Origin of the sequence: Azospirillum sp. (assembly GCF_035628975.1) — a bacterium.
In the GTDB taxonomy this organism is placed as follows: domain Bacteria; phylum Pseudomonadota; class Alphaproteobacteria; order Azospirillales; family Azospirillaceae; genus Azospirillum.
This window is the reverse complement of the sequence record NZ_DASPIS010000006.1, coordinates 85,167-107,899: the sequence shown is the minus strand read 5'-3', so window position 1 is coordinate 107,899 and position 22,733 is coordinate 85,167. Positions and strand designations below refer to the sequence as shown.

At 67.1% G+C, this 22,733-nt stretch carries 24 protein-coding genes; 8 read left to right on the top strand and 16 right to left on the bottom strand.

Going from position 1 to position 22,733, the window contains the following annotated elements; translation table 11 throughout:
- Nucleotides 1-225 precede the first annotated feature (225 nt).
- The 3 genes from VD964_RS01630 to VD964_RS01620 all read left to right on the top strand — a co-directional run bounded on the left by VD964_RS01630 (nt 226) and on the right by VD964_RS01620 (nt 2,241).
- Nucleotides 226-426 carry a hypothetical protein gene (locus tag VD964_RS01630; protein WP_324864854.1) on the top strand — a complete coding sequence of 67 codons (201 nt, stop codon included), beginning with the start codon at nt 226-228 and terminating at the stop codon, nt 424-426.
- A gap of 106 nt (nt 427-532) precedes the next feature.
- Nucleotides 533-1,480 carry a protein-methionine-sulfoxide reductase catalytic subunit MsrP gene (gene msrP / locus VD964_RS01625; protein WP_324864852.1) on the top strand — a complete coding sequence of 316 codons (948 nt, stop codon included), beginning with the start codon at nt 533-535 and terminating at the stop codon, nt 1,478-1,480.
- A 2-nt stretch (nt 1,481-1,482) separates the two neighbouring features.
- Nucleotides 1,483-2,241, top strand: coding sequence for a protein-methionine-sulfoxide reductase heme-binding subunit MsrQ (locus VD964_RS01620; RefSeq protein WP_324864850.1), 759 nt, complete (start codon nt 1,483-1,485; stop codon nt 2,239-2,241).
- Here the strand turns inward: VD964_RS01620 and VD964_RS01615 are convergent.
- On the bottom strand, nt 2,153-2,827 hold the full coding sequence (locus VD964_RS01615) for a dienelactone hydrolase family protein (RefSeq protein WP_324864848.1): 675 nt from the start codon (nt 2,825-2,827) through the stop codon (nt 2,153-2,155). The genes VD964_RS01620 and VD964_RS01615 overlap by 89 nt on opposite strands.
- Before the next feature lie 195 nt (nt 2,828-3,022).
- On the opposite strand from VD964_RS01615, the gene VD964_RS01610 reads away from it, so the two are divergent.
- Nucleotides 3,023-3,361, top strand: coding sequence for a hypothetical protein (locus VD964_RS01610; protein ID WP_324864847.1), 339 nt, complete (start codon nt 3,023-3,025; stop codon nt 3,359-3,361).
- Here VD964_RS01610 and VD964_RS01605 read toward each other — a convergent pair.
- Nucleotides 3,358-4,308 (bottom strand): hydrogen peroxide-inducible genes activator, encoded by a 951-nt coding sequence (locus VD964_RS01605; protein WP_324864845.1) that lies wholly within the window; start codon nt 4,306-4,308, stop codon nt 3,358-3,360. The genes VD964_RS01610 and VD964_RS01605 overlap by 4 nt on opposite strands.
- A gap of 135 nt (nt 4,309-4,443) precedes the next feature.
- Here VD964_RS01605 and katG point away from each other — a divergent pair, with 135 nt between their 5' ends.
- Together katG and VD964_RS01595 are read left to right on the top strand one after the other, a co-directional pair.
- Entirely contained in the window at nt 4,444-6,663 is a 2,220-nt protein-coding gene (gene katG, locus VD964_RS01600; protein ID WP_324864842.1) for a catalase/peroxidase HPI, read from the top strand.
- Nucleotides 6,664-6,779: 116 nt separating this feature from the next.
- Nucleotides 6,780-6,986 carry a hypothetical protein gene (locus VD964_RS01595; protein WP_324864840.1) on the top strand — a complete coding sequence of 69 codons (207 nt, stop codon included), beginning with the start codon at nt 6,780-6,782 and terminating at the stop codon, nt 6,984-6,986.
- Nucleotides 6,987-7,042: 56 nt separating this feature from the next.
- Here VD964_RS01595 and nhaA read toward each other — a convergent pair whose 3' ends face one another.
- From nhaA to VD964_RS01555, 8 genes are all read right to left on the bottom strand, one after another.
- Entirely contained in the window at nt 7,043-8,272 is a 1,230-nt protein-coding gene (gene nhaA / locus VD964_RS01590) for a Na+/H+ antiporter NhaA (RefSeq protein WP_324864839.1), read from the bottom strand.
- A 305-nt stretch (nt 8,273-8,577) separates the two neighbouring features.
- Entirely contained in the window at nt 8,578-9,321 is a 744-nt protein-coding gene (locus tag VD964_RS01585) for a TlyA family RNA methyltransferase (RefSeq protein ID WP_324864837.1), read from the bottom strand.
- A gap of 84 nt (nt 9,322-9,405) precedes the next feature.
- Nucleotides 9,406-10,437, bottom strand: coding sequence for a sensor histidine kinase (locus tag VD964_RS01580; RefSeq protein ID WP_324864835.1), 1,032 nt, complete (start codon nt 10,435-10,437; stop codon nt 9,406-9,408).
- 203 nt (nt 10,438-10,640) lie between these two features.
- On the bottom strand, nt 10,641-12,554 hold the full coding sequence (gene dxs / locus VD964_RS01575) for a 1-deoxy-D-xylulose-5-phosphate synthase (protein ID WP_324864833.1): 1,914 nt from the start codon (nt 12,552-12,554) through the stop codon (nt 10,641-10,643).
- 24 nt (nt 12,555-12,578) lie between these two features.
- Nucleotides 12,579-13,481 (bottom strand): farnesyl diphosphate synthase, encoded by a 903-nt coding sequence (locus tag VD964_RS01570; RefSeq protein WP_324864831.1) that lies wholly within the window; start codon nt 13,479-13,481, stop codon nt 12,579-12,581.
- 1 nt (nt 13,482) lies between these two features.
- Nucleotides 13,483-13,764 (bottom strand): exodeoxyribonuclease VII small subunit, encoded by a 282-nt coding sequence (locus VD964_RS01565; protein WP_247883929.1) that lies wholly within the window; start codon nt 13,762-13,764, stop codon nt 13,483-13,485.
- 179 nt (nt 13,765-13,943) lie between these two features.
- Nucleotides 13,944-14,873: a histone deacetylase family protein gene (locus VD964_RS01560; protein WP_111069145.1), complete on the bottom strand. Its 930-nt coding sequence runs from the start codon at nt 14,871-14,873 to the stop codon at nt 13,944-13,946.
- A gap of 212 nt (nt 14,874-15,085) precedes the next feature.
- Nucleotides 15,086-15,313, bottom strand: a complete 228-nt coding sequence (locus VD964_RS01555) for a sulfurtransferase TusA family protein (protein ID WP_324864824.1) — start codon at nt 15,311-15,313, stop codon at nt 15,086-15,088.
- A 324-nt stretch (nt 15,314-15,637) separates the two neighbouring features.
- Here VD964_RS01555 and VD964_RS01550 point away from each other — a divergent pair, with 324 nt between their 5' ends.
- Nucleotides 15,638-16,033 carry a metalloregulator ArsR/SmtB family transcription factor gene (locus VD964_RS01550; RefSeq protein ID WP_324864822.1) on the top strand — a complete coding sequence of 132 codons (396 nt, stop codon included), beginning with the start codon at nt 15,638-15,640 and terminating at the stop codon, nt 16,031-16,033.
- Nucleotides 16,034-16,070: 37 nt separating this feature from the next.
- Here VD964_RS01550 and VD964_RS01545 read toward each other — a convergent pair whose 3' ends face one another.
- Nucleotides 16,071-16,463 carry a DUF423 domain-containing protein gene (locus VD964_RS01545; protein WP_324864821.1) on the bottom strand — a complete coding sequence of 131 codons (393 nt, stop codon included), beginning with the start codon at nt 16,461-16,463 and terminating at the stop codon, nt 16,071-16,073.
- Nucleotides 16,464-16,561: 98 nt separating this feature from the next.
- Between VD964_RS01545 and VD964_RS01540 the strand changes: the two genes are divergently transcribed.
- Nucleotides 16,562-17,320 carry a glycosyltransferase family 2 protein gene (locus tag VD964_RS01540; RefSeq protein WP_324864819.1) on the top strand — a complete coding sequence of 253 codons (759 nt, stop codon included), beginning with the start codon at nt 16,562-16,564 and terminating at the stop codon, nt 17,318-17,320.
- On the opposite strand, the gene VD964_RS01535 is transcribed toward VD964_RS01540, so the two are convergent.
- The 5 genes from VD964_RS01535 to VD964_RS01515 form a co-directional block, all read right to left on the bottom strand.
- A complete protein-coding gene (locus VD964_RS01535; RefSeq protein WP_324864817.1) occupies nt 17,311-17,538 on the bottom strand; it encodes a hypothetical protein in 228 nt (75 codons plus the stop codon). The genes VD964_RS01540 and VD964_RS01535 overlap by 10 nt on opposite strands.
- 80 nt (nt 17,539-17,618) lie before the next feature.
- The gene (locus tag VD964_RS01530) at nt 17,619-19,010 is read right to left on the bottom strand and encodes an amidase (protein ID WP_324864815.1); all 1,392 of its coding nucleotides are present in this window, start codon (nt 19,008-19,010) and stop codon (nt 17,619-17,621) included.
- Between the two features lie 69 nt (nt 19,011-19,079).
- Entirely contained in the window at nt 19,080-19,853 is a 774-nt protein-coding gene (locus VD964_RS01525) for an HNH endonuclease family protein (RefSeq protein WP_324864813.1), read from the bottom strand.
- Nucleotides 19,854-20,070: 217 nt separating this feature from the next.
- The gene (locus VD964_RS01520; protein ID WP_324864811.1) at nt 20,071-21,015 is read right to left on the bottom strand and encodes an SDR family NAD(P)-dependent oxidoreductase; all 945 of its coding nucleotides are present in this window, start codon (nt 21,013-21,015) and stop codon (nt 20,071-20,073) included.
- Between the two features lie 496 nt (nt 21,016-21,511).
- Nucleotides 21,512-22,690, bottom strand: a complete 1,179-nt coding sequence (locus tag VD964_RS01515) for a phosphoserine transaminase (RefSeq protein WP_324864809.1) — start codon at nt 22,688-22,690, stop codon at nt 21,512-21,514.
- Nucleotides 22,691-22,733: the final 43 nt, after the last annotated feature.

Genomic DNA, 22,733 nt, shown 5'->3' with positions numbered 1-22,733 from the left:
CGGCGAAATTTCATTCGCTGACACAGGCCATCGACGCCACGAAGTTGCCCACCGGAAAAGCCCTGCTCAACCATCGTATAAGGGCCGGAACGATTCGGTGACCGACCTCGTTATGGATCCGAACCACAGCGGGATCATTCGGCACGGAGCCATCTCCCGCAGGGCGAGACCAATTCGACTGTCGTCACAGCCCGGGGCTTGACCATGATTCTCTGGACGATTCCCATGCAGGCATCGATGTACTGCATGCTTTCCTGGATGCGCGCCTGCAGCAGCGGCGCAACCCTGGCCCACTCCTTTGCCGGACTGCCGGCGCTCGGCCCACCCAGGCCGGCGGCGGACGTGCTGCCCTTCCCGGTGCGGCGGGTGGCTCGCGGCGGCGGCCTCGGCGGTCCCGCCATCGTGATCCCGCTCGGCCGGCGCTGAAGCGTTTTCATCGACCGCTCACGCAATCGTGTAGAGAGCGTGATTTGCCGGCGGCCTGCCGCAGACCTATGGTTACTGGCAGGAATGGTCCGTTCGGGAGAGGTCGATGCTGTTCAAATTCCCCGCCCCCTCGCAGGCCCGCGAGGACGAGGTGACTCCGCGGGACCTGTTTCTCACCCGCCGCAGCCTGATGGCCGGCGGTGCCGCGGCGATGGCACTGGGCAGCCTGCCGGTGTGGAGCGGCAACGCCTTGGCAGCGTCCTTCCAGGTGCCGACCACGATCAAGCCGGCCGATCCGAAGTTCGACCCGACCACGCCGATGAAGTCGGCCACGACCTACAACAACTTCTATGAGTTCGGCACCGGCAAGGATGATCCCGCCGACAATGCCGGCACGCTGAAGACAAGGCCCTGGGAGATCGCCATCGGCGGCGAGGTCGCCAAGCCGATGACCATCGGCATCGAAGACCTGCTGAAATTCCCGATGGAGGAGCGCATCTACCGCCTGCGCTGCGTTGAGGGCTGGTCGATGGTGATCCCCTGGGTCGGCTTCTCCCTGGCCGAACTGCTGAAGCGGGTGGAACCGACCGGCAACGCCAAATACGTCGCCTTCCAGACCCTGAACGACCCCAAGCAGATGCCGGGCCTGCGCTCCTGGGTGCTGGACTGGCCCTACACCGAAGGGCTGCGGCTGGACGAGGCGATGCACCCGCTCACCATGCTGGCCGTCGGCATGTATGGCGAGGTTCTGCCCAACCAGAACGGCGCGCCGATCCGGCTGGTGGTGCCGTGGAAGTACGGCTTCAAGTCGATCAAGTCGATCGTCAGGATCACGCTGGTGAAGGACCAGCCGCCGACCGCCTGGAACAAGTTGCAGCCGCGCGAATACGGCTTCTACTCCAACGTCAACCCCGAGGTCGACCATCCGCGCTGGAGCCAGGCGACCGAGCGGCGCGTCGGCGAATTCTCCCGCCGCAAGACCCTGCCCTTCAACGGCTATGGCGAGGAGGTCGCGTCGCTCTATGCCGGGATGGACCTGAAGGCGAACTACTGACCATGGCCGACCCTGCATCCGCCGCCGGCGGCGTCGATCTGCGCGCCGCCGCCAACGCTGCGCTCGCGTCGCGTTGGGCCAAACCCGCAGTCTTCATCCTCTGCCTCGTCCCGCTGGCCTGGACCGTCCGGCTCGCCTACACCGGCGAGCTGGGGGCGGAGCCGGTGCTGGAAAGCGTCAAGGCCAGCGGCTTGTGGGCCTTGCGCTTCCTGCTGATCGCCCTGGCGCTGACGCCGCTGCGCATGCTGACGGGGGTGGCTGGGCTGGCGCGCTTCCGGCGGATGCTGGGGCTGTTCGCCTTCTTCTACGCCACCGTCCACCTGTCCACCTATGTCGGGCTGGACCAGTTCTTCGACTGGGCGGCGATCTGGAAGGACATCGTCAAGCGGCCCTACATCACGGTCGGGATGGGCGCCTTCCTGATCCTGACGGCGCTGGCCGCGACCTCCACCGACGGCATGGTGAAACGGCTGGGCGGCAGGCGGTGGCGCGCCCTGCACCGGTGCGTGTTCGTCGCCGGACTGGCCGCCTGCCTGCACTTCGTCATGCTGGTGAAGGGCTGGCAGACGGCGCCGCTGGTCTATGCGCTGATCTGCATCGGGCTGCTGGCCTTCCGCCGCTGGCCGATCCGGCTTGGACGCCGGAAGGAGCCGCGGATCGGAACGGGACCGGTCAGAACACGGCCCGCAGCAGCCCCACGGTCCGCCGAAGCGCCAGAACCGCGCTTTCCGGATGGAAGCTCCCCCGCTCGTCGCAGTTGAAGCCATGGCCGGCCGGGTAGACATGCACCGGCAGCCACGGATAGCGTGACCGCACGCCCTCCGCCACCGACAGCGGGATGGCATGGTCCTGGTCGCCGAAATGCAGCAGGGTCGGCACCCGCGGGGCGCTGTCCAGCGTCTTGCCGATATCGCCGCCGTAATAGCCGACGGCGGCCCGCACCGGCAGGATCGCCGCCGAGGCCCAGGCGATGCTGCCGCCCCAGCAATAGCCGACGATGGCAGCAGCCCCGTCACCGCCCAGATGGGCCAGCGCCGCCGCGACGTCCTGTAGCGCGTCCGCCGTCGGCACCGCTCCCTTCAGCGCGATGCCCCGCTGGATGCCGGCCTCGTCATAGGGCAGTTCCACCCCGCGTTCGGCACGATCGAACAGATCCGGCGCCACGGTGGTGAATCCCTGCTGGGCGAAGCCGTCGCACACGCTGCGGATATGGTGGTTGATGCCGAAAATCTCCGGCGCCACGATCAGGCGCCCGATCTCCTCGCCCTTGGCCGGTGCGCGATAGGCGCGAAGCCGATGGCCGTCCGCGGCCTGGAGTTCGATCCAGCCCGCCGTTGCGTCATTCATGTCCCGAACCCTTCGTCTTGCGAGACCGTCCATGCGGTCATTGCCGCCAATCATAAGAGGCGCGGTCCGAAGGGCAACTGGCGACAGGGCAGCGCTGAAGCTCGCATGTCATATATGCCCTTCCGTTGGGATTATTGCTTCGTCATCGTATGGATTACCACCAGTGATGGCGGGCTCTCAACGACGAGGTCGACCGTGCGCAGATTCGCTTTTCTCGCCGTTTTCGCCGCCCTGGCCGGCGCGGCCGCTTCCGCCCAGGCCGCGGACACCTACAAGTTCAATCTCCACAACAAATCGTCCGAGTACGTCATCAACGGTTTCCGCACCTTCGAAGGCGGGGCGTGGAGCAAGAACTGGATCGACTTCAAGTTGAAGCCCGGCGAATCCGCCGAGATGGACTGGGGCAGCGACGAAGGAAACTGCGTCGTTCCGTTCAAGGTCGATTGGGTCGGCTATGAATCGGAAAAGTTCAGCGTCGACTGGTGCAAGGTGAAGAACGTCTACATGAAGGATCAGGGCTTCAGCTTCGACTAACGGCTGATGGGCGCCGCGGCCGGCCGCGGTGCCCCTCCGGCTTCCGGGCTATTCTGGTCAACCGGCTGGCCCAGTAGTTTCGCCAATTGCAGGAATTGTGCGGCCAGAGGATTTGTCTTACGCCAGATCATGCCGATGGTCCGCGACGGTTGCGGGTCCTTGAAGCGGACCACCGACACCGTGCCGGAGCCGGTCTCCATATCGACAGCCATCTCCGGGACCAGCGTCACGCCCATTCCGGCCCTGACCATCTGGACGAGCGTGGAGAATGAATTCGCCTCCAGCGCCTTGCGTGGCGACGAGGACGGCATGTTGCAGAAGGACAGGGCCTGGTTGCGGAAGCAATGCCCCTCCTCCAGCAGAAGCAGCCGCATCTCGCGCAGCATTTCTCCGCTTGGCACCGGCTTCCCCGCTTCCTCGGCCGGCCGGACCAGCAGGAAATCCTCCGTGAACAGCACCGCCTCGGTCAAGGACGGCTCGAACACGGGCAATGCGGTGATCGCGGCGTCAAGCCGCCCCTCGGCGAGCTCTTCGATCAGCTTCGACGTCAGCGCCTCACGCACCTCGATCTCGACATGCGGGTGTTCCCGTTTGACGACCGCGATCACCGCCGGCAGCAGATAGGGTGCGATCGTGGGGATCATGCCGATGCGCAACCGGCCGCTGATCCGGTTCTTCGACAGCCGTGCAAGCTCCCCCAACTGATCGACGGAATGCAGGATGTCGCGGACGCGCAGCGACGCCTCCTGCCCGAAAGCCGTCAGCCGCACGCTCCTGCTGCCCCGCTCGACGAGTGCGGCCCCCAATGCCTCTTCCAGTTCCTTGATCTGCATCGACAGGGCCGGCTGTGAAACGGCACAGGCGGCTGCCGCACGCCCGAAATGGGCGTGATGCGCCAGCGCATCGAAATAGCGAAGCTGCCGGAGAGTCACGGAACCGGGAATCATAAGATCACCTTATCGCAGCGATCAACAAAGACCATTTTACCTGATCATTGGCCAGACATACAGTTTTGCTTTGAAGCAAACTTGCCGCCCTGTGAATGCCGAGACGTGAACCCATAAGCGTTGCAGGAGGAAACGATGGACGCGAGGACCGACGATAGCGCAGGCAAATGTCCATTTACCGGGGGTGGAAACGGAGGCGGAAGCGGTGGCCGCAGCCACAGGAATCGCGACTGGTGGCCGAACGCCCTCGATCTCGAGATGCTTCACCGCAATTCGCCGCTATCCGACCCGATGGGCAGGGACTTCGACTATGCCAAGGAATTCCAGTCACTTGATCTCGATGCGGTGATCAAGGATCTGAACGCCCTGATGACGGACTCCCAGGATTGGTGGCCTGCGGATTTCGGCCATTACGGCGGGTTGATGATCCGCATGGCGTGGCACAGCGCCGGCACCTACCGCATCACCGACGGCCGCGGCGGCGCCGGCACCGGCCAGCAGCGCTTCGCGCCGCTCAACTCCTGGCCGGACAACGCCAATCTCGACAAGGCGCGCCGCCTGCTCTGGCCGATCAAGCAGAAATACGGGCGCAAGCTGTCCTGGGCCGACCTGATGGTCCTGGCCGGCAACGTCGCTTTGGAATCGATGGGCTTCAAGACATTCGGCTTTGCCGGCGGCCGCGTGGATGCGTGGGAGCCGGAGGAGCTGTTCTGGGGTCCGGAAGGAACCTGGCTCGGCGACGAGCGCTACAGCGGCGAACGCCAGCTCGCCGATCCGCTGGGCGCGGTGCAGATGGGGCTCATCTACGTCAATCCGGAGGGGCCGAACGGCAATCCGGACCCGGTGGCGGCGGCCAAGGACATCCGCGAAACCTTCTACCGCATGGCGATGAATGATGAGGAGACCGTCGCGCTGATCGCCGGCGGCCACACCTTCGGCAAGACGCACGGCGCCGGCGACCCCTCCTTCATGGGTCCGGAACCGGAAGCCGGAGCGCTGGAGGACCAGGGCCTCGGCTGGAAATCCAAGCACGGAACGGGGTATGGAGCCGACGCCATCACCGGCGGCCCGGAAGTGATCTGGTCCCAGACGCCGACGACATGGAGCAATCACTTCTTCGACAACCTCTTCAAATTCGAATGGGAACTGACCAAGAGCCCGGCCGGTGCGTGGCAATGGCAGGCGAAAGATGCGGAGCCTTCGATCCCGGGCCCCTGCCCCGGATCGGCAAAGCGCCTGCCCACGATGCTGACGACCGACCTGTCGCTGCGCTTCGACCCGATTTATGAGAAGATCTCCCGGCGGTTCTACGAGAATCCGGACCAGTTCGCCGATGCCTTCGCCCGTGCCTGGTTCAAGCTGACCCACCGCGACATGGGGCCGGTGGTGCGCTATCTCGGTCCGCTCGTTCCGAAAGAGACGCTGATCTGGCAGGATCCGATCCCGCCGGTCGATCATGCGCTGGTCGACGATGCCGACATTGCGGCGCTCAAGGCGCGGATCCTCTCCTCCGGCCTTTCGGTTTCGCAGCTGGTCTCGGCGGCCTGGGCGTCGGCCTCCACCTTCCGCGGGTCCGACAAGCGCGGCGGCGCCAACGGTGCGCGCATCCGCCTCGCCCCACAGAAGGATTGGGAGGTGAACGAGCCGGCGCAACTCCAGACCGTGCTGCAGACGCTGGAGGCCATCCAGACCGACTTCAACGCCTCCGCCGGCGGCGGCAAGAGGATCTCACTCGCCGACCTGATCGTCCTTGCCGGCGGTACAGCGATCGAAAAGGCGGCACAGGATGCCGGCCTGACCCTGCAGGTCCCGTTCTCCCCCGGACGCATGGACGCATCGCAGGACCAGACCGATGTCGATTCCTTCGCGGCGCTCGAACCGCGGGCCGACGGCTTCCGCAACTATATCCACAGCAGGAAGCAGCAGTTCATGATTCCGGAGGAGGCCATGGTGGACCGGGCGGCACTGCTGCGGCTGACCGGGCCGGAGATGACCGTTCTTGTCGGCGGGCTGCGCGTGCTCGGCGCCAATTCCGGCGGCTCCAGGCACGGTGTTCTGACCGAGCGGCCGGAGACGCTGACGAACGACTTCTTCGTCAACCTGCTCGACATGGCCACGGAATGGCAGCCCCCGAACGCCGACGGCATCTATGAAGGGCGGGACCGCAAGACCGGGGAGAGCAGATGGACGGCCACCCGCGTCGACCTGATCTTCGGATCGCATTCACAGCTCCGGGCCTTCGCGGAGGTCTATGCGTGCGGCGATTCCCACGAGAAGTTCGCGAAGGACTTCGTTGCCGCCTGGACGAAGGTCATGAACGCCGACCGCTTCGATCTCGCCAGGCCTAAGCACTGACGTGTCTGGGGAGGCGGCCCGCCGAATGGCGGGCCGCCTCCTGGATATCCGGCCATCTTGAACTCGGGAGGGCATGCCCACAGCCGGAAACAATAAAGGAAAAGGGAGATTCGATCATGAACGACCGCGACATACAGACCGATCGCGACTGGCTGATGTTCATCGAGAAGGACATCGATGTTCTCGATCAGCAGATCTACCACGCGACATGGACGATCAGGCAGTCGCAAACAGCCCTTGAACGACTGTCGGCCGCGCGAGACTCGCTCCTCACCCAGGCGCAGGAGATTCTGGACCGTCTAGACGGGAAGCCGACGGCCTAGACATCGTCCAGCCGGCTGGCGCCCCCGGGTGCGGAGGCGCCTTTCACGGGCCGACGTCACGCGGCGTTCCGATCGGCTTTCGCGTACTGGGGCGCCGGATCCCCGGCTTTCCGCGACACGAGGCGCAAAAGCAGGGCGCCGGCGGTCGCGGAGAGAAGCGAACCGGTGAAGACACCGACCTTGACCGCATCGCCGAGTTCGGGCGACGTGGGGAAGGCCAAGGCTCCGATGAACAGGCTCATGGTGAAGCCGATGCCGCACAGCAGGGAAACGCCGAAAAGCTGCGCCGTGTTCGCATTGGCCGGCATGTCGGCGAACCCCAGGCGAATGGTGAGCCAGGCGGTTCCGAACACGCCGACCATCTTCCCCAGGAACAGGCCGAGCGCAATCCCCAGCGGGAGAGAGCCCGTCAGGATCGACGCGTCCATGCCGGCGAAGGACACGCCGGCATTCGCGAAGCCGAAGACGGGGACGATCAGGTAGGCCACCCAGCCGTGGATGCCGTGCTCCAGCCGGTGCAGCGGGGAGTGCATGTCGTCCGGCTTGCCCGGCGCGGGGCGAAGCGGAATCGTCAGCGCAAGGGTAACGCCCGCCAGCGTCGCATGGACGCCCGACAGGAGAACAGCACCCCACAGGCCCGCGCCGAGGATGAGGTAGGGCCAGAGCGTCTGGACGCCGAAGCGGTTCAAGGCGATCAGCGCCGCCAGGATGAGCGCCGCCGCACCCAGGGCCGGAATCGACAGGTCGGCGGTGTAGAACAGGGCGATGATGATGACGGCGCCGAGATCGTCGATGATGGCCAGGGCCGTCAGGAAGATCTTGAGGGAGGTCGGCACGCGCGGCCCAAGGAGCGACAGGACGCCCAGGGCAAAGGCGATGTCCGTCGCCGCCGGAATGGCCCAGCCGCGGATCGTTTCCGGATCGCTGCTGTTGAAGGCCACATAGATGAGGGCGGGCACCACCATGCCGCCAGCCGCCGCCACGCCCGGCAGAATCCGGCGCGACCATGAAGAGAGTTGCCCATCAAGCATCTCCCGCTTGATCTCCAGCCCGACCAGCAGGAAGAAGACCGCCATCAGTCCGTCATTGACCCAATGCCCGATGCTCAGCCCCAAGACATAGCTGTGCAGCGTGTCGAAATAGACTCCCGACAGGGGAGAATTCGCAACGATCAGGGCGAGCGCCGCGGCGACCATCAGAAGAATACCGCCCGACGCTTCGCTTTTCATGAATTCCCTGAAAATGGAAATTGGGCGCCGAAGAGAGGGTTGCGTCTTTTCCACCATGGAATTCCGTCCTTATACGATTTCTATCAGAGCTGCTCCATGCCTGCCATTTTGCCGCAGACAGCGTTTCTCCGACTATATGGGCCTGCGATCACGAAAAACAGGGTGTGGCGCCCTGAAATGCTGGCTCCAGAGCGTCACAAGCCGGGTTTCTACACGGCCTTGGGATCAGGTCAGGAATTATGGTCGGCAAGTACAGCACCGGCGAGAGGACCAGCGCCATCTCCGGGGCGACCCGGACCACCAAGAGCTCCGGCAGCGCTGGATTATGGGCGCTCTCGGAAGCGCTTATGGTTCCATCCGGATCAGACGCGGTCCTTCACCGCCCCGATCAGGAATTCCTTGTTGCCCTCCGGCCCGGTGATCGGGCTTTCGGTGATGTCCAGCACACGCCAGCCCGGCCTTGCGTCCAGCCAGGTGCGGATGCGGTCGCAGACCTCCCCGTGCAGTTCCGGTTCGCGCACCACGCCGCCCTTGCCGACGCGGCCTTTCCCGACCTCGAACTGCGGCTTGATCAGGGCGACCAGCCGGCCACCGGGCACGACCAGATCCAATGCGGCCGGCAGCACGATTTCCAGCCCGATGAAGCTGGCGTCGCACACGACGAGGTCGATCGGGTCGGGGATTTCGGCCGTGGTTAAATGGCGGGCGTTGGTCTTCTCCAGCACCACCACGCGCGGATCGTTTCGCAGCTTCCAGGCCAGCTGTCCGTGGCCGACATCGACGGCATAGACCTTGGCTGCGCCGCGGCTCAGCAGCACGTCGGTGAAGCCGCCGGTGGAGGCGCCGACATCGACCGCGGTCAGGCCGGCGGGATCGATGGCGAAGACGTCCAACCCTTTCACCAGCTTCAGCCCACCCCGCGATACCCAGGGATGATCCTGCCCCTTGACCGCCAGAGGGGCTTCCGCCGCGATCAGGTCGCCGGCCTTGTCGATGCGCTTGGTGTCGGAATAGACCAGCCCGGCCAGGATCAGCGCCTGCGCCTTGGCCCGGCTTTCCGCCAGCCCGCGCTCCACCAGCGCCACATCCGCCCTTATCCGTGCCATGCCGTCAGCCCTTCGCTCATGCCCTTTGCCGGCGCATTCCTGACGCGGAACGGCCGGAAGGGCAAGCCCCGGGGACCGGATTCGTCAGGCGGCGGGGAAGTCGACGGTCACACGGGTGCCATAGGGGCTGCTGTCCGCGGTCAGCTTGCCGCGCAGTTGGCCGACGAAGGCACGGACCACCTTCAGCCCCAGCGTGGCTGCACGGGTGATGTCCAGCCCGGCCGGCAGGCCGGTGCCGCGGTCGGAGATCTCCAGGCGGACGGTACCGTCGCCGGCTCGGCCGAGCCGCACATCGATGGTACCGGGCGCCCCGGCCGGAAAGGCGTGGCGTGCGGCGTTGCCGACCAGTTCGCTGACGATCAGGCTGAAGGGGATGATGGAATCCACCGGCATCTCCGTCGCCTCCGCGGCAACCTGGATGCGGTGGGCGCCGGGAAGCGTCGCCTCCAACTCCTGGCAGAGTTCGCGCAGATGCGGCGCCATGTCGACGGTGCCGGCGCGCAATGCGCCGTGGGTGCGCTGGTGGGCCTGGGTGACGATGCCGACACGGCCGCCGGCGCTCTGAAGGGCGCGGCGGACCTCGGGATCCTTGCTTGATAGCGTCTGCAGGGTCAGCAGGCTGGAGACGAGCTGCAGCGTGTTCTTCAGCCGATGGCTGACGTCGCGCAGGCGCCGGTCATGCTCGGCGACCGACTCCGGCGTCTCATCCGCAGTGACGATCAGGGCCCGGACGACACCGTTGAGGCCCAGCATCGGGGTGACGCGCACATCCCAGAACCGTTCGCCGTCAGGCGCGCGGTCGCTCGCGGCCCGGCTGCGCTGCGGCCGGCCGCTGTTGCGCGCTTCCGCCAGCAGCGCCGGGGACAGGGCGGGAAAGCTGTCCGTCATACCGGAGCCCGCAACCACTCCCAGGGCGCGGAAGGCGGCGTTGGCGAAGCTGCAGCAGTCGCCCTCCCCCTCCACCAGGGCGGTCGGGGTCGGCGTCTGGTCCAACAGGCAACGCAGCAGCGCCGGATCGTCGATGCCGGAGCCGCTGGCTTCCGCCGCCCGTCCCGCGCCGGGATCCGTCCCGAACTCCGCGTTCCGGTACGCCGTGACCGCCATGATGTGCGCCATCGCTCCTGATCCCGTAGCCGTCCCGCATGCTGCCGACGCATCCACCGTTACGGAGGAGCTACCATTCCAGCCCGGGCAGTGTAAGGCGTCGCTCGTGCTCGGCACCAGTCCAACAACCCGAAACTTCCCTAGACAAATGGCATTACGACATTCGGGTGGTTTCGGGTGGAATTGCGGTCTGGAGTGGCCGCCTGGAGAGGGGATCAGGCTCGTGCCGCTGCGCTCTCGATACCCAGAGCCTGCAGCGCGGTACGGACGATGTGCTGGGCGGTGAGGCCGGCCGTCTCATACTGCTTGGCCGGTGAATCGTGGTCGAGATAGAGGTCGGGCAGAACCATCGGACGGATCTTCAGACCGCCGTCCAGCAGGCCCGCCGTCGCCAGGAACTGCAGCACGAAGCTGCCGAAGCCGCCGACCGATCCCTCCTCGATCGTGATCAGCACCTCATGCTCGAGCGCGAGGCGGCGGACCAGATCCTCGTCCAGCGGCTTGGCGAAGCGGGCGTCGGCCAGCGTGGTCGACAAGCCGCGCGCCGCCAGCTCCGACGCCGCACGCCGGGCCTCGCCCAGCCGGGTGCCATAGCTGAGGATGGCGATCTTGGTCCCTTCCTGCAGGATGCGGCCCTTGCCGATCGGCAGGATGCTGCCGCGGTCGGGCAGTTCCAGACCGACCCCCTCCCCGCGCGGATAGCGCAGGGCGGAGGCGCGGTCGTCGATGGCGGCCTGGGTCGCCACCATGTGCATCAGTTCCAGCTCGTCCGCCGCCGCCATCATCACGATGTCGGGCAGGCAGCCGAGATAGGCGGTGTCGAAGGACCCGGCATGGGTCGCCCCGTCCGCCCCCACCAGACCGGCGCGGTCGAGCGCGAAGCGCACGGGCAGATGCTGCAGCACCACGTCATGGATGACCTGATCGTAGGCACGCTGCAGGAAGGTGGAATAGATGGCGCAGAAGGGCTTGAACCCCTCCGTCGCCATGCCCGCGGCGAAGGTCACCGCATGCTGTTCGGCGATGCCGACGTCGAAACAGCGGTCGGGGAAGCGCTCCCCGAACATGTCCAGCCCGGTGCCGGACGGCATGGCGGCGGTGATGCCGACGATGGTCGGGTCGGCCGCTGCCTCCGCGATCAGGCTCTGGGCGAAGACGCGGGTGTAGGTGGGAGCGTTGGACTTCGGCTTGGACTGGGTGCCGGTCACCACGTCGAACTTGGCGACGGCGTGCAGTTTGTCGGCCGACTCCTCCGCCGGGCCGTAGCCCTTGCCCTTCTTGGTGACGACATGGATCAGCACCGGCTTGTCGTCGTCGGCGTCGCGGACGTTCTGCAGCACCGGCAGCAGATGGTCCAGATTGTGGCCGTCGATCGGGCCGATGTAGTAGAAGCCCAGCTCCTCGAACAGGGTGCCGCCGGTGACCATGCCGCGGGCGTACTCCTCCGCCCGGCGGGCGGCGTTGCGCAGCGGGCGCGGCAGCTGGTCGGCGATCTCCTTCGCCAAGTGGCGCAGGGACAGATAGGGCTTGGAGGAAATCAGCCGCGACAGATAGGCGCTCATCGCGCCCACCGGCGGGGCGATGGACATGTCGTTGTCGTTGAGGATGACGATCAGCCGCGACTTGGTGGAGGCGGCGTTGTTCATCGCCTCATAGGCCATGCCGGCGCTCATCGAGCCGTCGCCGATCACGGCGATGACGTTGCGCTGCTCCCCCTTGATCTTGCTGGCGACGGCCATGCCGAGCCCGGCGGAGATGGAGGTCGAGCTGTGGCCGGCACCGAACGGGTCGTACTCGCTCTCCGACCGTTTGGTGAAGCCGCTCAAGCCCCCGCCCATGCGCAGCGTGCGGATGCGGTCGCGCCGCCCGGTGAGGATCTTGTGCGGATAGCACTGGTGCCCGACGTCCCAGATCAGCCGGTCATAGGGCGTGTCGAACACGTAATGGAGGGCCACCGTCAGCTCCACCACCCCAAGCCCGGCACCGAGATGGCCGCCGGTCACCGATACGGCGTCCACGGTCTCGGTGCGCAACTCGTCTGCGAACTGGCGGAGCTGCTCGGGCTTCAGGGCCCGCAGCTTGGCTGGCGTCGGACAAAGGTCGAGCAGCGGAGTCTTGGTGGCAGTCACGTCGTGATGGTCCTCAAGCTCTGGTCAGGCGCGGCGCGCGACGACGAAGTCGGCGACCGCCTTCAACATATCGGCACGCCCATCGAAAATGTCCAAGTGCTGCGACGCCTGATTGGCAAGCATTTCCGCCTGGGCACGGGCACGGTCGCGGCCGAGGATCGACACGAAGGTCGCCTTGCCGGCCTGGGCGTCGCGGCCGACAGTCTTGCCGGTCTCCTCCGCCGTGCCTTCCACGTCCAGCAGATCGTCGACGATCTGGAAGGCGAGCCCGAGGTCGTGGGCGTAGGCGCGGAGCGCCGTGCGCTGCGGCGGATTGGCCTTGCCCAGGATGCCGCCGGCCTCGCAGGAAAAGGCGATCATCTCGCCGGTCTTCATGCGCTGCAGCCGGGTGGTGGTGCCGAGGTCGAAGGTCTCATGCTCGGCAATCAGGTCCAGCATCTGGCCGCCGACCATGCCGTGGCCGCCGGACGCCTTGGCCAGCGCCGTCACCAGCTGGCAGCGGATGTTGGGGTCCTCGTGCGTCGCCGGATCCGCCAGCACCTCGAAGGCGAAGGTCAGCAGCCCGTCGCCGGCCAGGATGGCGGTCGCCTCGTCGAACTGGCGGTGGCAGGTCGGACGCCCGCGCCGCAGCTCGCCATCGTCCATCGCCGGCAGGTCGTCGTGGATCAGGGAATAGCTGTGGACCATCTCGACGGCCGCGGCGGCACGGATGGCGCAGTCCGGGTTGACGCCGAAAAGGGCGGAGGACTGCATCACCAGGAAGGGGCGCAGCCGCTTGCCGCCGTTCAGGCAGCCATAGCGCATGGCGTCGAACACCCGCGCCTCGGCCAGGTCGGTGGTCGGCAGCAATGCGTTGATCTTGAGCTCGACCGCCTCGGCGATGTCGGCCAGCGCGGCTTTGAACTCGGTCTGGGAAATGGTCTGCACGTCAGTCGATCCGGGCGGGTTCGGTGCCGAGGGAGCCGTCGGCGCTCACGGTGATGCGGTCGATCTTGGCCTGCGCCTCGCGCAGCTTCATCTCGCAATGGCGCTTCAGCGCCGTGCCCCGCTCGTAGGAGGAGATGGCGTCGTCGAGCTTGCCGCGCCCTTCCTCGAGCTGGCGGACGATCCGCTCCAGTTCGGCGAGCGCATCCTCGAAGCTGAGGGCGGCGATGTCGGGCGGAATGGCGGCGCCTGAAACAGGGGGCGAAGACGTCGTGGAAGGGGGCATGTGGGGCAGAACCATCGATGGGACCTCAAGCCCGCGAAGGTATGCCCCGCCCACGTCCGGCGCAAGGCCCGAGGCACTCCGCTACCCCGGCCATTGCGGCCTATGTGCGGCCTATGCGTTCGGGCAGCCCCTCCCCCTTTCGGGAGAATGGGGCGCCCGCCCAATAGGAACGCCGCCGGTCAGCAGTACATCAGTTCGCGCACATGGGCGGCGCTGGCGGAGGCAAGGGCGCGCAGGTTGTAGCCCCCCTCCAGCACCGAGACGATGCGCGCCCCGCAATGGGTGCGGGCCAGTTCGCCCAGCTTGCGGGTGGCCCAGACGAAATCGTCGTCGATCAGGTGCAGACCGGCCAGCGGATCGCGCGAATGGGCATCGAATCCGGCAGAGATGATCAGCAGGTCCGGCTTGAAATGGTCGATGGCCGGCAGGATGACGTGGGTCATGGCATGCCGGAACTCCGGCGATCCCGCCATGGCCGGCAGCGGCGCGTTGACGCAGTTGCCATACTCGCCCTTTTCACCCGCATCCCCCGTACCGGGATAGAGCGGCGACTGGTGGGTCGAGCAATAGAGCATGTCCGGGTCGTGCTGCAGGATGTCCTGCGTGCCGTTGCCGTGGTGGACGTCGAAATCCATCACCGCCACACGCTGCAGTCCGTGCGCGGCGCGGGCGTGATAGGCACCGACCGCGGCGTTGTTGAACAGGCAGAAGCCCATCGCCTTGTCCCGCTCCGCATGGTGGCCGGGAGGGCGCACGGCGCAGAAGGCGTTGCGCGACTGGCCGGTCGCCACCGCGTCGACCGCGGCGCAGACCGCGCCGGCCGCACGCAACGCCGCCTCCCCCGACCCGGGCGAGACCACCGTGTCGGCATCGACGCCGGCATGCTCCACCTCGGGGATCAGCGACAGCACGCGGTCGATGTGCGACTGCGGGTGTGCGCGCAGGAGCTGTTCCACCGTGGCGCACGGCGCCTCCTGCCGTTCCAGCATATGGAACTCCTCCGTCTCCAGCGCGGCGAGCACGGCGCGCAGGCGGTCGGAGCATTCGGGATGACCGAGACCCGTGTCGTGCTCCAGGCACGCCGGGTGGGTGAACAGGGTGGTGAACATCGATTTTTCGGTCGTTATCGTTGGTTTTCGGGCGGCGTTCGCAGCGTTTCCGAAAACCATTCTTCCCGGATCGCTAATGAAAGTACAGGCTGAATCCAGGACGATTCGTCACAGCCCACTTTCGGGAGCCGGGGCAATCCGTGACACGATACGATGGTAACGGCAACGATGGGGCGACGGATCGATGGGCCGACAGGAACGGCGGGCAGGAATCACGCCGTCCGTTCAATGACGAAGCGGAGGATGCCGCCCTCCTCCCCGACCGACAGCAGGCGGTTGCCGGTCGCCTCGCAGAAGGCGGGGAAGTCCTTGCGGGCGCCGGGATCGGTCGCCTCCACGGTCAGGGTGTCGCCGACGGCGATGGCCCTGATCGCCTTGCGGGCGCGCAGGACGGGAAGCGGGCATTGCAAGCCCTTGGTATCCAACGGATGATCGATCATGAACGAAATGCTATCCCACCTGAAAACCGGTGTCATCGGCCGATGATGGACATGGAGCGTCGGACTGACGAACGCAACCACCGGATGTCTCATCCTTCCGCCTATTGTTCCGTTATGCGAGAAAAAAGCGCTGATCGGCGGTAATGGCAACGCCCAAGTCGGCACGGTGACAATCAGTGCCAGCGTCGGAATGACGGAATCCCACAGGTGGACAATTCCCGTGCGGTACGAATATACTAGGATACGAGCATTTTTCTTTGCCGGGCCGCATAACGACAGCCCGGTTGTAAAACGAATCGGAACGGACAGGGCAACGGGAAAGCGATGAAGATCGAGGATTTGCAGGCAAACGCCCGCCGGGCGAGCGCCCTGCTGAAGGCGATGTGCAATGAGCGGCGCCTTCTCATCCTGTGCCACCTGAGCCAGGGCGAACGGTCGGTGGGCGAGCTGGAGGATCTGGTCGGGCTCAGCCAGTCGGCGCTGTCGCAGCATCTGGCCCGGCTGCGCAACGACAATCTGGTCCGCACACGGCGCAGCGCCCAGAACATCTACTACTCGCTGAACGGGCACGAGGCGCAGACGATCATGACGACGCTGCACGGCCTCTACTGCACTACGGCGGAGAATGCGGCCGACGGCCGCGACGGCGACTCCGCCAACGAGACTGCCAACGATCCCGGCAGCGACTGCTCCGACCTGCGTGCGGCCGCAGCCGGCTGAACAGCCGGACGGCACACCCTCATGAGGGGCGCAAGCCTCAGTCGCGCGCCAGCAGCGCCGCGGCCGCCAGCGCCACCCATCCCAGCATGAAGCTCCATCCTCCGGCTGGCGCCGTCATCGGCACCGGCAACGGCCCGACCGTGGCCAGCGCATAGAGCGTGCCGCAAAACAGCAGGATTCCGGCACAGAACAGCCACCCCGCGACCCGCAGGGCCAGCTTTCCACCCGCCCGGCCGCTCAGCCGGCCGGCAAGCGCCACCAGAAGCACCAGCGCCAGCGCATGCGCCATCTGATACATCCCGGCGGTGCGGAACCACTCCTGTGCCTGCGGCTGGCCCGCAAGTCCGTGGCTGGCATAGGCCCCGGCGGCGACCGCGACGGCGCCGTTCAGCGCAGCGAAGACGATCCAGATGCGGTCGGTCACTCCCACGGACGTTCTTCCCTTCCTTCCGATCACCACCGGCCCACGGGCGGTGCTATCCTGACGCCTGTCTACACGCAGGGCGCCCGCACGGGCAAGAAACGACCATGACCACGATCCCCTCCCCCGCTACCCCGCTCGTCAGCATCATCACGCCCACGTGGCAGCGGGAGGATTTCCTGCCCCGCCTGCATGCCTGCATCAAGGCGCAGACCCATCCCGAGATCGAATGGCTGGTGTTCGACGACAGTCCACGCCCGTCGGCCTATCTCAAACCGCTGGCGAACCCGCGGCTGAAGTATCTCTACTCCCCCAGCCGCTACGCGATCGGCGAGAAGCGCAACATCCTTGCCGAACATTCCAAGGGTTCCGTGATCGTCCACATGGACGACGACGATTTCTATGCGCCCACCTATGTGGAGCGGATGCTGGACCGGCTGGAGCAAGGCTACGATCTGGTGAAGCTGTCCGGCTGGTTCCTCTACAGCGCGCAGCACCGCCGGTTCGGCTATTGGGATACCGCGCAAGGCGGTTCACACCATCGCTGGGGACGGCAGGGCTGCAGCTATGTCGAGGCGCCGGACGCACCACCCTCCCCGGAGAATCTGGACGGTTACGGCTTCTCCTACGCCTACCGCGGTGCGGTCTGGGAAGCGGAGCGCTTTCCTGCGGTGAATGCCTGCGAGGATGCGCCGTTCGTGAAGGCCGCGCGCGAACGCTTCCGCGTCGGCATATTCCCGGATGCGGAAGGGCTATGCCTGCACACGCTGCACGCCCGCAGCACCAGCCTATGCCTGCCGCAGTACGAGCTTCCGCCGGTGCTGATGGAGCGCCTGTTCGGGCCGGACGTGGCGGCCTACACCTGAACGTCGAGGAACATGCCGCGGCGGTAGTTGCGCGGCAGGGTCAGCACCCCGTTGACCACCAGGGCTGCCAGTTCGCGCAGGCTCGGGATGCGCTGCCGCCCCTGCGGGACGATTCCGTCGGCCCGCGCACGCGCACCGGCCGCGGGAACCCGCCCGCCGCCGGGGTCGGGGCGGATCGGCTCGTTCGAACGATCACCAGTGCGTCGGGTCTCTACCATGTGCGCCTATTTACCATAAATGCGGCAGATGGGGAAGAGGGGGGGCTTTGCCGTCGTGGCACAGCCCCCCCCTACCGGTCTCAGGTTTCGGGCCAATGGTGGACGAAGCCCGCCTCCCGCTCCAACAGCCGTCCCAGGCGGATCAGGCGCCGCTCCTCGCCCGGCCGGGCGATCAGCTGGATGCCGAAGGGCAAATCCTCCCCGCCGACCGGCCCACCCACTGGCAGGGTCAGCACGGGGAATCCCACCAGCGTGATGATGGCGGTGACGCCGAGATAATCGAGGATGGTCTCCACCGGCCGGCCGTCGATCTCCGTCACCTCGCCCTCTGCGTTCGGCCAGGGCAGCACGCCGCAGGCCGGTGCCGCCAGCACGTCGATGTCCTCGAACAGCGCCACGAAGCGGCGGTAGAGAGCGGTGCGGGCGGCCTGCGCCTCCAGATAGGCATCGGCGGTGATGCCGGCGCCGGCCTCGATGTTCCAGCGGATGGTGTCGGTCAGGTCAGCGCCATGCTTCGCCAGCATCGGCCCGAAGGCGTGACGGGTCTGCGCGGCGCGCAGCGTGCGGAAGGTCGCCATGGCGTCGCCGCAGTCGGGGTGGCGGCGCGCCACCGGCCCGACGGTCCGCTCCAGCCGATCGACCGCCGCGGCGAAGCGCTCGCGCACGGCCTGGGACACCGTGGCCACGCCGAAATCGGCGGTGGCGCCCAGCCGCGACTCCGAGCCGTCATCCCGGTCGCCGAACAGGGAGGTCGGGTCACGCAGGTCGCTGCCGGCCATCGCCGACAGCAGCAGCGCGCAGTCCGCGGTGTCGCGTGCGAGGACGCCGTGGGTCGCCAGCGTGTCCCAGCCCAGCGCGCGGCCCGGTGCCGGGATCAGCCCCGGTGTCGGCCTGATCGAGGCGATGCCGCAGAAGCTCGCCGGAACCCGCACAGATCCGCCGAAATCGGTGCCGTGCGCCAGCGGCGCCATGCCGACGGCCACCGCCACCGCCGATCCGCCGCTTGACCCGCCGGAGGTCAGAACGGGATCGACGGGGTTGCAGGTCGGCCCATACAGGCGGTTGCGGCAGACGGCGCCGAAGCCGAATTCCGGCGTGTTGGTCTTGCCGATGACGATGCCGCCCGCCGCCTCGATCCGCGCGACGGCGATGTCGCTGGTGGACGGCACATGATCGGCATAGAGCGCCGAGCCGTAGGTGGTGCGGATGCCGGCGGTGTCGGTCAGGTCCTTCACCGCCACCGGCAGCCCGTGCAGCGGCCCCACCGGTGCCGGGGCTGCGTCCAGCGCCTCGGCACGGGTCAGCGCCTCGTCGGCGGCCACAGTGATGAAGGCGGACAGTGCCGGCTCCATCGCCGCGATGCGCGCCAGATGCGCCTCAACTGCCTCCCGCGCCGACAGTTCCCGCCGCGCCAGTCTTGCCGCCAGGCCGGCGGCACTTTCCCGCCACAGGGCGCTTCGTCCTTCGCTCACTGCATCCTCCCGTTTCCGGCCCGAACCGTAGCGCGAAACCGGTGGTATGCGAAACAATGCCGAGCGCCGTCAGCGCTGGCTGCCGGCCGATGCGCGGCAGTCGTTCAGGATGTTGCCGACGGTCACCCGTTCCCGCTCATCCATGGTGAGGCCCCAGCGTGCCTTCACCAGGATCCAGTCGGCGACATAGAGGCAGATGCCGTCGCGCTTCGGCGGCAGCCAGTCCTCCGGCCCCTTGGAGCCCTTGGCGCGGTTCGCCTCCCGGCCGGAGACCAGCAGAGTCAGCGGATCGCTGGTGTCGTTGGCGTAGGCAGCGCGGCGTTCCCGGCTCCAGTCGTAGCCGCCGCTGGCATAGGCCTCCTGCAGCGGCACCCGGTGGTCGATGTCGACCATCTGCGGATCGGTGAAGCGCTCTCCGGTGTAGGGGTCGAGCCAGTCGCCGGACTTCACGCTGCACCCCTTGGCGTCGAGCGTCGCCGGGCGGCGCGAGTCGCGGATCAGAACCTTTTCGCGCGCATTCAGGCAGCCGCCCTCCAGCGCCAGCCAGTGCGGCCATTCCGAGCGTTCGTAGCCGCGGCCCCGTTCGGGCTCCACCCGGATGGAGTCGAGCCGGCGGGTCACCTCGGCATAATCGATCCGGTCGGATGCACGGGCGATGATCGGCGGCGGCGGTTCGGCGGTCTCCTGCTTGCGCGGCTGGCGGGGGCGCTGCGTCTCCTGACCCAGCAGACCGTCGAGCGTTCCCGGCGGCAGGATATGCAGCCGCTCCGCCAGCGCGACGGCAGCGAGCACGGCGAGGACGACGAACAGGCCCCGCAGGGTCAGGGAGCGGCGGCGGGCCACGTCAGCGCACCCAGGACCGATCCCCTCTCCCCCCCGGGGAGAGGGTTAGGGTGAGGGGGGTCCGATGGCCGAACGCATGTCGCGGCGCATCCCCCTCACCCCGACCCTCTCCCCGGCCCTCTCCCCAGGAGGGAGAGGGGGATTCCGTCGCCGCCCTCGTCATGCTCTGCTCACCTGAATCTTCCGTCCCCCTCATACTCCGGTAGCGGTCCCGACCTCAAGGCATGCGGCCGGTCAGGGTGGCGCTCAGCCCCTGGAGAAGGCCGACCTGACAGACGGTGTCGAAGATGGAGCGCATCAGCGACGGGTCGCCGATCGACACGCGGATGTCGCCGGCCCGCGGTTCCGAGTGGCGGCGGCGGACCTGGCTGCCGCACAACTCCTGCAGGACGTCCAGCAGCATCACCAGCGAGGTCGCGCGGCCGGTACAGAGGTTGAACACCTGCGCGCCGGCGAAACGCCGCTCCATCGCCAGCGCCAGGATGCGCACCACATCGCCGACGAAGACGAAGTCGCGGACCTGCTGGCCGTCGCCGTGGATCTCCACATCCTCGCCGCGCGCCACCCGGCGGGCGAAGATGGAGATCACGCCGCTGTAGGGCGACATCGGATCCTGCCGCGGTCCATAGACGTTGAAGAAGCGGAAGCCGACCGTCGGCACCCCCTGGATCGACCATGCGACGCGGGCATGCATCTCGCAGCCCAGCTTGTCCACGCCATAGGCGGACAGCGGACGCGGAAGCTCGTCCTCCTTCAGCGGCGTGTTGGTGTTGTCGCCGTAGATGGCGGCGGACGAGGCGTAGACCACGGGGATCGGGCCGCCGCGCTTGGCATCGCGCGCCGCCTCGAACACGGTGACGGTGCCCAGCAGGTTGGTGCGGTGGGTCTCCGCCCACAGCTCCCGCGATTTCTGCACGGAGGCGACGGCGGCGAGGTGGAAGACGCCGTCCACCCCTTCGCCATCGTCGCCGGCCATCGCCTCGCGCACCGCATCTGGATCGGCCACGTCGCCCACCACCAGCTTCGCCGCCTCCGGCTTGTTGTCCAGCCGGCCGCTCGACAGGTTGTCGAGGATCGTCACCCGATGCCCGTCGGCCAGCAGCCGGTCGGCCAGATGCGAGCCGATGAAACCGCAGCCGCCGGTGATGAGGTAGTGCGCCATGGTCCGTCCAAGCCCTTCCTTCGTTGTGACCGGCCCCGCCGCAGCGCAGCAGAGCCGCCGGAATTCCCACCCTAAGGGTCGGGACACAACCGCAGGATCGCCAGCCCATCTTCGGGATAGGGCTGCGCCTCAACCGGAGATCCGCGCCGCCCGTTCGGCGACTCAGGGGGCGAATCGGCCCCGCTTCGGCCACTGCGGTTTCCGGATAGGCGCGATCGATGGTTCAACAGGGTTATCCACCACCTTGTCCACGGTTCTGTGGATAACCATGGTCAAGCTTGCCAGCCCGCATGCCGCGTCGGGCCGGACACACTGGTGCAGAAATGCTGCTGTGTACGTATGGTTCCTTGGCCGGATCCTTTGCTGCACAGCACAAAAACGCTCAACGCAAAAGGCCCCGCTGTGGCATTCACGCCACGGCGGGGCTCAGGATCCGAGTCGGACAGGCCTGTGGACTAAGGCCCGGCTTACGCTTCGTGCTTTGCTGCGCGCTGCATCAGGCCTGCTTGGGGCCGAGCATCTCCGCCTTGACGGTGGCGAAGGCCCAGTCGAGCCAGGGCAACACTGCCTCCATATCGTCGTTCTCCACCGTCGCCCCGCCCCACAGACGCAGGCCTGGAGGGGCGTCGCGATAGGAACCGGCGTCGAAGGCGGCCTCCTCCTTCTCCAGAAGCGCAGTCAGCTTCTTGGCGAAGGTGGCCTGGGCTTCCTCCGACAGGGCGGTCACCTCCGGATCGGTGAAGCGCAGGCAGATGGAGGTGCAGGAGCGGGTCGCGGTTTCCTTGGCGAGGAAGCCGGCCCAGCTGCTGGCCTCCGCCCACTCCGCGACGATGCGCAGGTTCTGTTCCGACCGGCGGATCAACTGGGTCAGGCCGCCAACCGACAAGGCCCAGCGCAGGCTGTCGATCGCATCCTCGACGCAGAGCATCGACGGCGTGTTGATGGTGTCGCCTTCGAAAATGCCGTCGATCAGCTTGCCGTTCTTGGTCAGGCGGAAGATCTTCGGCAGCGGCCGGTCGGGCTGGAAGCTCTCCAGGCGCTCCACCGCGCGCGGGCTCAGCACCAGCATGCCGTGCGCCGCCTCGCCGCCCAGCACCTTCTGCCAGGACCAGGTGGCGACGTCGATCTTGTTCCAGGGCATCGCCATGGCGAAGGCCGAGGAGGTGGCGTCGCAGATGGTCAGGCCTTCGCGGTCGTCCGCGATCCAGTCGCCGTCGGGCACGCGGACGCCGGCGGTGGTGCCGTTCCAGGTGAAGACCACGTCGCGGCTGAAATCGACCGCCGACAGGTCCGGCAGTTCGCCATAGGGGGCGATCAGGTTGCGGACGTCCGGCAGCTTCAGCTGCTTGGCGACATCCGTCACCCATTCCTTGCCGAAGCTTTCCCAGGCCAGCATGTCGACGCCGCGGGCGCCCAGCATCGACCACAGCGCCATTTCCACCGCACCGGTGTCGGAGGCCGGGACGATGCCGATGCGGTAGTCGCCGGGGATGGCCAGAACCGCGCGGGTGAGGTCGATGACCTCCTTCAGCTTGGCCTTGCCCGGCTTGGAGCGGTGGGAGCGGCCGAGCAGCGCGCCATCCAGCGCATCGAGCGACCAGCCCGGTCGCTTCGCGCACGGACCCGAGGAGAAGAGCGGATTGTTGGGGCGGCGGCTGGGCTGGCTGATCTTCATGGGCGGACTTCCTGTCCCGGAACGGGAATGTGCGGAGGTCCGG